Below are 8433 nucleotides of genomic sequence, written 5' to 3'. Positions count from 1 at the left end.
CACCGAAGCGCCCGGGCCGTCGCGGCGCGAGGCACGCCCGAATGCTCCGCTCTCCGACAAGAACCGGCGGGCCGGCGGCGGAGACCGGAACCGGCCGAAAGCCGAGACGCCGTTCGTCGCGCGTCAGGGCGGCATGGAAGGGCTGGAGCCCGGAGCACGGTCCCGACCGGCGCCGCGACCGACCGCGCCGGCGGGCGGCGCCGCGCCCGCCGCTCCCCCCGCGCCCAAGGGAAGCGCGTCGACGCCGGCGCAGCCCCAGGCGGAGAGCGGGTTCGCGCAGCCCCGGACGCCTCCCGGGTCCGAACACGGGCAGCCGGGCGCGCAGGGCCGGGTTCCGAGCCTGAACGAAGCGATCCGGAACGCGACGGGAGGCGTGAGCGGCCTCGGCGGCGCGCCGAAGGCGAACGAGGGGGGAGGGTTCGTCGACTACGGACCGATCTCCTTCGACACGCAGTGGTACGACTGGGGGGACTACGCCGAGGAAATGCTCCGGAAGATCAAGATCCACTGGTACGAGCGCATCCCGAAGCTCGCCGAGCTCGGGCCGGACGGGAAGCTCTCGATCCGGTTCTACATCCGCGCGGACGGGACCGTCGAGGGAGAGACGGTGACCCGGACCTCGAACATTCCGCCTTACGACCATGCGGCCTTTCTCGGGATTTCGGAGGCGGCGCCTTTCCGCCCGCTTCCGAAGGAGCTGAACGAATCGCGCGAAGGCGTGACGATCACGTTCCTGTACCTCCATTACCGCGCCGGCGAGAAGCCTCCGGAGCTTCCGGGCCGGTGAGCCTCCCGTCGAGGCTCCCCCGCCCGGGCGGCGGGCTCCCGGACGCGAGGCGGGCGGCGGCGCGCGCCGCATTGACCGGAAGGAGCTCGGCGAATCCCTCCGGCGCGCGACTTTTTGGCGCTTTCGGCCCGCAGACTCCGTGTCTTTGGAATAATTTACCGTGGCACCGGCGTTGCTCTTGCCGCAATGGGACGATCGGCCCGCCGCGAGAGAAATCGGCGCGAATCGTCCAGACTGTTATGAGGAGAAGGACATACCCATGAATTCGATGGCCAAACGGCAGCTTTCGTTTTTCGCGCTGATCGCGGGCGCCGTGATCTTCGGCGTCGTCCTCGCGAGCTCGACCAACTGGACGCCGGTCACGTCGGCGCAGCACGTGACCCACGGGGCGACCGGCCACCCCACGTCGATGACGCTCCCGTCGTTCGCCGACATCGCGTCCGAAGCGCTTCCGTCGGTCGTTTCGATCACCTCGACCGACATCGTCAAGGGGCCGCGCCGGATGGGCGCGCAGGGCTTCGGCGGCGACGGCGACGGGGGGGGCGGCGGCGACCCGTTCCAGTTCTTCTTCGGGTTCCCCCACCCGGGCCAGGGGGACGACCAGCAGGAGCACAAGGAAGAAGCGGGCGGATCCGGCTTCATCATTTCCGAGGACGGCTACATCCTCACCAACAACCACGTCGTGGAAAACGGCCAGAAGATCGAGGTCAAGGTGGGCGACCAGCACACCTACAAGGCGAAGGTCGTCGGCACGGATCCCGCGACCGACATCGCTCTGCTGAAGATCGACGCGAAGGAGAAGCTCACGGCGATCAATCTCGGCGACTCCGACCGGCTGCGCGTCGGCGACTGGGTGATGGCGATCGGCGATCCCTGGGCGTTCGACAAGACGGTCACCGTCGGCGTCGTGTCCGCGAAAGGGCGCCGCAACCTGACGCTCGATCCGAACGCGAACTCCTTCGAGAATTTCATCCAGACGGACGCCGCGATCAACTTCGGGAACTCCGGCGGACCGCTGATCGACGTCGACGGGCAGGTCATCGGCATCAACACGGCGATCTACCGTCCCGCCCAGAACATCGGCTTCGCCGTGCCGATCAACACGGCGAAGGCGATCCTCGAACAGCTCAAGACGCGCGGGAAGGTGACCCGCGGGTTCCTCGGCGTCAACATCCGGAACATCGACGAAGACAACATGCGGGCGTTCGGCCTCACGACGCTGAACGGCGCCCTCGTGGAGTCCGTCGAGAGCGACTCTCCCGCCGAGAAGGCGGGCGTGCTCCACGGCGACGTGATCGTGCGCGTGGACGACCGCGAGGTGAAGGACACCCAGGATCTCATCGGCTACGTTTCGGCGAAGGCGCCCGGCTCGAAGGTCCGCCTGACGCTGCTCCGCGAGGGGAAGAGCCGGACCGTCACCGTCGACCTCGGCGAGCGCCACGGCGAGACCGCGGAGAATTCGGCGGCGCCCGACAAGGAGAAGGACGGATCGCGGGAGAAGATCGGCCTTTCGGTCCAGGACCTGACGGGGCAGGCGCGCCAGTACTACCGGATCGACCCGGCGGTCACCGGCGTCCTCGTGACGGGGGTTTCGGAGGTCTCCGCGGCGGCCGATGCGGGTCTCGCGGAAGGCGACGTGATCACCGAGGTGAACGGGCGCAAGGTCGGGACGGCCGCCGAGCTCTCGAAAATCGTGCGCGACGCGAAGAAGGGGGACTACCTCCGCTTCTACGTCCGCCGCTTCCGGCCCCGCCCCGTGTCGTTCTTCGCGATCGTCAAGGTCGGCGAGTAGGTAGTCCGTGCCCCGGGTCCTGATCATCGACGACGACGCGTCGGTGCGCGACGCGATCCGGATGATCCTGGAGTACGACGGGTACGAAACCGCGTCGGCCCGGGACGCCGCGTCGGGGCTGGCGGAGCTCGAAGCCCGCCGGCCCGACGCGGTCCTCCTCGACATCAAGATGCCGGGGATGGACGGCATGGAGGCGCTCGACCGGATCCAGGAGATGGAGTCGCCGCCTCCCGTGCTCATGATCTCGGGTCACGGCGACATCGCGACGGCCGTCGATTGCACGAAACGGGGAGCCATCGATTTCCTCGAGAAGCCGCTCCAGCGCGAACGGCTGCTGATCTCCGTCGCCAACGCGCTCTCCCGCCGGCGGCTCGAGCGCGAGAACGTCTCCCTCAAGAAGCGCATCGCCATGGAAGACGTCTTCGTCGGCGTCAGTCCGGCGGTGCGGCGGCTGCGGGAACAGGTCGCCCGGGCGGCTCCCTCGGACGCCACCGTCCTGATCACCGGCGAGTCCGGTACCGGAAAGGAGCTCATCGCGCGCGAGATCCAGCGCCTGTCGAAGCTCGCTTCGGGGCCGTTCGTCACGGTCAACTGCGCGGCGATCCCGGAGGAGCTGATCGAGTCCGAGCTCTTCGGACACGAGAAGGGATCGTTCACGGGGGCGGTGCGCCGCCAGATCGGGAAGTTCGTCGAGGCCGACGGGGGAACGATCTTCCTCGACGAGATCGGCGACATGTCGGCCCGCGCGCAGGCGAAGGTGCTGCGGGTGCTGCAGGAGGGGGAAGTCGAGCCGGTCGGACAGTCGAAGACGCAGCGCGTCCGGGTGCGGGTGATCGCCGCGACCAACAAGGACCTGACCGGGGAGATCCGCGCGGGGAAATTCCGCGAGGATCTCTATTTCCGGTTGAACGTGGTCCCGATCGCCGTTCCCCCGCTGCGCGAGCGGACGGAGGACGTTCCGGCGCTCGTCGAGCATTTCACCGCGCTGTACGCGGAACGCAACGGCACGCGGCCGCGGAAGTTCGACGCGGAGGCGATCGAGGTCCTGTCGAAGCGAACGTGGCCCGGAAACGTCCGCGAGTTGAAGAACCTCGTCGAGCGGGTCCTGATCATGACCGAGACCGACACGGTCGGCGCCTCCGATCTGCCGCCCGACGCACGATTCTCCGCGCGCGATCTCGCCGAGCAGGGGTCGAAGATCGCCACCCTCGCCGATTTCAAGGAGTTCACGGAGCGTGAATTCCTGATCGCCAAACTCCGCGAGAACAACTGGAACGTCTCGAAAACGTCGGAAGCGATCCAGACGCCGCGATCGAACCTGTACAAGAAGCTGGAGCATTTCGGGCTCACCCGCGACAAACTTCCCGAGTAGACGAGCGCGGACCACTCGGGTCCGGGCGGCTCGTCCGCGGTCTCGACGGACGCCCCGGCACGCCTCGCCCGCGGGCCGGGCCGTCCGAACCCGTCTTCCAACCCGTCTGGCCGCGCCTCGGTCATGACCGCACCGGAGGGCGCGCGGTCGACGATCGCGATCCATGAGCCACCGATGCCTTTTGGAAACTACACGATTTCGGCTCTGTCGGCGCTGAAGCGCGTCGAGACGCGAGCGAGGCGGGATGCGGGCCGCCCGCGGCGTCCCGAGGCGTACCGGGGCGTATGTCGCCCGGCGCCGCGGGCGGCGCGCGCCGGTCCGGCTCGATGGATGATCCGCGCCGGCCTCGTGTAACATCTCGCCGGTGAACTGGCGTCACGAGTTCGACGAGACCGGAGCGCTTCTCTCGGGGCACTTTCGCCTCTCCTCGGGACTGCACAGCGACCGTTATCTCCAGTGCGCCCTCATCCTCCAGTGGCCGGAACGCGCCCGGCGGATCGGCGACGCGCTCGGGGGCCTGCTCGGGTCGTTCGCGCCGTCGGTCGTCGTCGGACCCGCGCTCGGCGGGGTGATCGTGGGCCACGAAACCGCCCGCGCCCTCGGGGTGCGATCCGTGTTCACCGAGCGGAAGGACGGGACGATGCAGCTGCGCCGCGGGTTCTCGTTCGCGAGAGGGGAGCGGGCGGTCGTCGTCGAGGACGTGTTCACGACCGGCAAGTCGACGCGCGAGACGATCGTCGCGGTCGAGCAGCGGGGCGCGCGCGTCGTGGCGGCCGGCTCGATCGTCGACCGCGGGTTGCCGCCCGACGCCCTCGCGGTTCCCTGGCGCTCGCTCCTCGCCGTGGAGGCCCCGGGATGGCCGGAGAACGGCTGTCCCCTCTGCGCGGAAGGGTTTCCCCTCGAGGCTCCGGGGAGCCGGCACCCGGCGGCCTGATGGAGATCCGTTCCGTCTGCGTCTACTGCGCGTCTTCCACCGCGGCGGCCCCGTGGCTGTTCCAGGAAGTGAAGGCGTTCGGCGCGGGGCTCGCCCGCCGCGGATGGCGCCTCGTGTACGGCGGCGCTTCGGTCGGGCCGATGGGAGCCCTCGCGGACGCCGCCCTCGCGGGAGGAGGCTCGGTCCTCGGGGTCATCCCGAGCGCGCTCGTCGGCCGCGAGGTCGCGCATCCCAGCCTGACGGAGCTCAAGGTCGTCGAGACGATGCACGACCGCAAGTCGGAGATGTTCAAGAACGCCGACGCCTTCGTCGCCTTTCCGGGAGGGTTCGGCACGATGGAAGAGTTCTTCGAGATGCTGACCTGGAAGCAGCTCGGGATCCACAGCAAGCCGATCGTCTTCGTGAACGTCCGGGGCTATTACGATTCGCTGCTCGCCCAGTTCGAGCGGGCGATCGCGGACGGGGTCGTGCGGAAGGAGCATCGCATCCTGTATTCGGTCGCGGACGATTCCGAAAAGGCCTTCGCCGTGCTCGAGGACGCGACCGTGCTGAACCGCGCGCCGGGCAAGTGGTACTAGTAGCCGGCGCGGCGATGCATCGAGCCGGACGGGCGCGTTCCGGCCGCGCCGCCCTCGCCGTACATTCGCCAGTACGACTCGGTACGCCGCGGCCGACCCGCATTCCGTCGGCCTCGCGCCTCGCCGCGCCTCGTCGACTTGGCAACCGAGGTCGGGCACACCCGTAACCCTCCGAAGAATCGGCGAAGGACCGGCCGCGCGTCCCAGGGCGCGGGTCGCGCTACTTTTCGACGATCCGGCCGCGCACCGGGATCGTCAACACCGGGAAACCGGGATCGTCGGTCTCGATCGTGACCGTGCCGTCGAGACTGCCGGGGTGCAGGGCGTCCGCGCGCAGGCCCGCCAGGATCTCGAAAGAGCCGCTCTCGCCGGTCGGGGGCGTCGCGCCAAGGTCGAGGGCGGCGACGTCCGACCGGACGGCCCGCACGTGAAATCCGCCGCGCCGCTTCTTCAGGAAGACGGCCTGGCGCAGCAGCGCAAGAGCGCCGGGCTGCCTCCGGACGCGCTCGAGAGGGACGTCGCCGAAGTCGAAACTATCGGGATTGGCGTAGAGGTCCGCCTTGATGAAGAGGTGGACCGGGATGCGCACCGCGCCTATCTGCGGGTCGCTGCTTTCGAGCCGGAGGGATTCCTCGTAACGGCCCGGGCCGGTTCCTGACTCGACGCCCGCCGTCAAGCGCCATTTCTTCCCCGCTTCGACCGTTTCGAGCCCCGCCCGGTAATGCGATCCGGGTGAGGGAAGCAGACGCAGGTCGACGGGCCGCGATTGGTTGCTGGTGAACGTCAGTTCCCGGCGGACGTCTTCATCGCGAAAGGCGGACAGAAACACGGCGGGAAAGGGATCGACGTCGAGGGGCCCGTAGACCTTCCCCTCGAGGACGAGAGGGACCTCGGGACGGCTCGGGTCGTTCGTCCGCAGGGATACCCGTCCGCGGAGCGCCCCCACGGCATTGCCCGTCGACCACTCCACGTCGATCGCGCCGTCTCCCGCCGGAGGAATGCGCGGGGGCATGTGGCAGGTCATTCCGGAATCCGACAGACGGGCCCCCGTGAGCTCGAGCGGAGCGTCCCCCGAGTTGTGGATCGGGAACGAGTGAAGGATTTTCGCGCCGAGCCGGACTCGGCCGAAATCGTGGACGGAATCGCGAACCACCGCGTTCGGAGCGGCCGAGACGAGAGCGGCGAAGGAAGCGAGGACCGCCCCGGCGCCGCATCGGGCGATCCTCGGATGTCGTCCGAAGAGAAGAAAGGAGCGGGCCGCCTTCGCGGCCCGCTCCGGGGAAGGGGAGAAAGAAACCACTACTCGCTCGGGTTCAGATAAAACCGAATCTGGGCGAGACGCAGCCCCTTGTTCTCGTACTTCCAGAAATAGTCCTCGAGGGCGTCGTTGAAGAGCGACACGCTCTTGTCGCACACCTGGACGGTGCTCGAGATGTTGAAGCAGACGTCCTGGAGAGTCGTGAGCTCGCTGGTCACATCCTGGAAGATCTGCTTTCCGCTGCCGCGCGAGAAGACGTTGAGAGTGTTTTCGGTCGAGCAGACCACCTCGTTCGTGAACTTGTCGTAGGCGCAGGTCGTGATGACGGCGCTGCCTCCGGGCTGACCGAGCGCGCGCCCCCAGACTGAGTACGATGTTTTGAACCCATCGTCGCACCCGTAGTTCGTGGTGATCGCCGTGTCGCACGGCAGCTGGAACACCGCGCCGTTCAATGTCCGGCCGATCTGTACTCCGTCGCAGTTGTAGGCAGCGTCGAACCCGTTCGCATCGCAGACCTGGAAGTCGCCTTGGGTCAGCCAGATCTTGGTCACGACCGGCGCCGAGTCCTTCGACCCGAGTGCGACGAAGATGGTGTGTCCGTCGGCACCGTTCATCGTAGAGCTCTTCGGGTTTTCCACGCCGACGATGTTCAGGTTGTAGTGGGTGCCGTTGAGGTCGATGCCGTTTCCCGCCCAGGCGGGGAGGGTGACGACGAGCGCAGCCATCGCTGCCAGGCCCATCAATATCCTTTTCATTCGATCCTCCATTTCCGGTACCGATGATGTTTGAGCCCGCCGGCGACGGGTCCCGGACGCCGGCCGGACTCCTTCGTCGAAACGCGGAATCCACCGTACGCCCCGGAGCGCACCAAGTCATGATGCACGCGCACCGATTTTCTTGCGCGGGATCGAATCGTCCGTTTGACGCGAAACTATTGAAGCGTTTTCGGCGGAGAGGGAGGCGGGCTCTGCCGCTCCTGCAGTTGTTCCAGCAGCGTTCGGTTGATGGAGACGAGATCGGCCAGCAGAGCGATCAGGAAGGTCTGCACGCCGACGACGATCAGGATCGCCGCGACGATGAGCGACTGGACGTGGCCGCCGGGGCGCGGGCCGAAGTAGTACCAGAAGAAACGCGCGACGAGCGCGAGGCCCGCGGCCACGAGCACGGCCGCCGCCCCCGAGAAGACCTTGAGCGGCTTGTAGAGGGCCGTGATCCGCAGGATGTTCGCCCCGGAGACGAGCACGTAGTGGAGGTTCGACCGGACGATCCGTGACGGGCGGTACGTCGGGCGGACGCGGATCGGAATCGACGCGACACGGAGCCCTTTCGACCCGGCCTGGATCAGCGTTTCCAGCGTGTACGTCATCTTCGAGAAGACGTTGAGCGACCGCGCGGCCTCGCGCGAGAGCGCGCGGAATCCCGAGGTCGCGTCGGCGACGTCGGTTCCCGATGCCTGGCGCACGACCCACGACCCGGCGCGCTGCAGGAGCTTCTTGCCCGGCGAGAAATGCGGGAGCGCGTCCGGCCGGCGGTCGCCGACGACGACGTCCGCCTCTCCGCGCACGATCGGATCCGTCAGGAGCGGCAGGTCGGCCGCGTCGTACTGGTTGTCCGCGTCGAAGTTGACGATGCAGTCGGCGCCCATCGCGAGCGCGTGCGCGATGCCCGCATTGAAGGCGGCCGCGAGGCCCCGATGGACGGGGAAGCGCAGC

The 8433-nt window shown here is 68.1% G+C and carries 8 protein-coding genes; 5 read left to right on the top strand and 3 right to left on the bottom strand.

Translation table 11 applies throughout. The features are described 5' to 3' along the window. The 5 genes from VFS34_15620 to VFS34_15600 all read left to right on the top strand — a co-directional run. Nucleotides 1-787: hypothetical protein (locus VFS34_15620; protein ID HET9795882.1), on the top strand; the 787-nt coding region annotated here is incomplete at its 5' end. A gap of 259 nt (nucleotides 788-1046) precedes the next feature. Then, nucleotides 1047-2579 carry a Do family serine endopeptidase gene (locus VFS34_15615; protein HET9795881.1) on the top strand — a complete coding sequence of 511 codons (1533 nt, stop codon included), beginning with the start codon at nucleotides 1047-1049 and terminating at the stop codon, nucleotides 2577-2579. A 7-nt stretch (nucleotides 2580-2586) separates the two neighbouring features. Continuing rightward, a complete protein-coding gene (locus VFS34_15610) occupies nucleotides 2587-3951 on the top strand; it encodes a sigma-54 dependent transcriptional regulator (GenBank protein ID HET9795880.1) in 1365 nt (454 codons plus the stop codon). Nucleotides 3952-4315: 364 nt separating this feature from the next. Continuing rightward, nucleotides 4316-4885, top strand: a complete 570-nt coding sequence (gene pyrE, locus VFS34_15605) for an orotate phosphoribosyltransferase (protein ID HET9795879.1) — start codon at nucleotides 4316-4318, stop codon at nucleotides 4883-4885. After that, nucleotides 4885-5463 carry a TIGR00730 family Rossman fold protein gene (locus tag VFS34_15600; GenBank protein ID HET9795878.1) on the top strand — a complete coding sequence of 193 codons (579 nt, stop codon included), beginning with the start codon at nucleotides 4885-4887 and terminating at the stop codon, nucleotides 5461-5463. The genes pyrE and VFS34_15600 overlap by 1 nt, the downstream gene beginning before the upstream one ends. A gap of 220 nt (nucleotides 5464-5683) precedes the next feature. Here VFS34_15600 and VFS34_15595 read toward each other — a convergent pair whose 3' ends face one another. From VFS34_15595 to VFS34_15585, 3 genes are all read right to left on the bottom strand, one after another. Continuing rightward, nucleotides 5684-6763, bottom strand: coding sequence for a DUF1573 domain-containing protein (locus VFS34_15595; GenBank protein HET9795877.1), 1080 nt, complete (start codon nucleotides 6761-6763; stop codon nucleotides 5684-5686). Continuing rightward, on the bottom strand, nucleotides 6763-7476 hold the full coding sequence (locus VFS34_15590; GenBank protein ID HET9795876.1) for a hypothetical protein: 714 nt from the start codon (nucleotides 7474-7476) through the stop codon (nucleotides 6763-6765). The genes VFS34_15595 and VFS34_15590 overlap by 1 nt, the downstream gene beginning before the upstream one ends. Nucleotides 7477-7652: 176 nt before the next feature. Further along, nucleotides 7653-8433 (bottom strand): glycosyltransferase family 2 protein (locus tag VFS34_15585; GenBank protein ID HET9795875.1); only part of this gene is annotated, 781 nt, incomplete at its 5' end.

The sequence above is a fragment of the Thermoanaerobaculia bacterium genome (assembly GCA_035717485.1).
In the GTDB taxonomy this organism is placed as follows: domain Bacteria; phylum Acidobacteriota; class Thermoanaerobaculia; order UBA5066; family DATFVB01; genus DATFVB01.
Note: the sequence above shows the minus strand (reverse complement) of the source record. Positions and strands in the feature narration are given on the sequence as shown.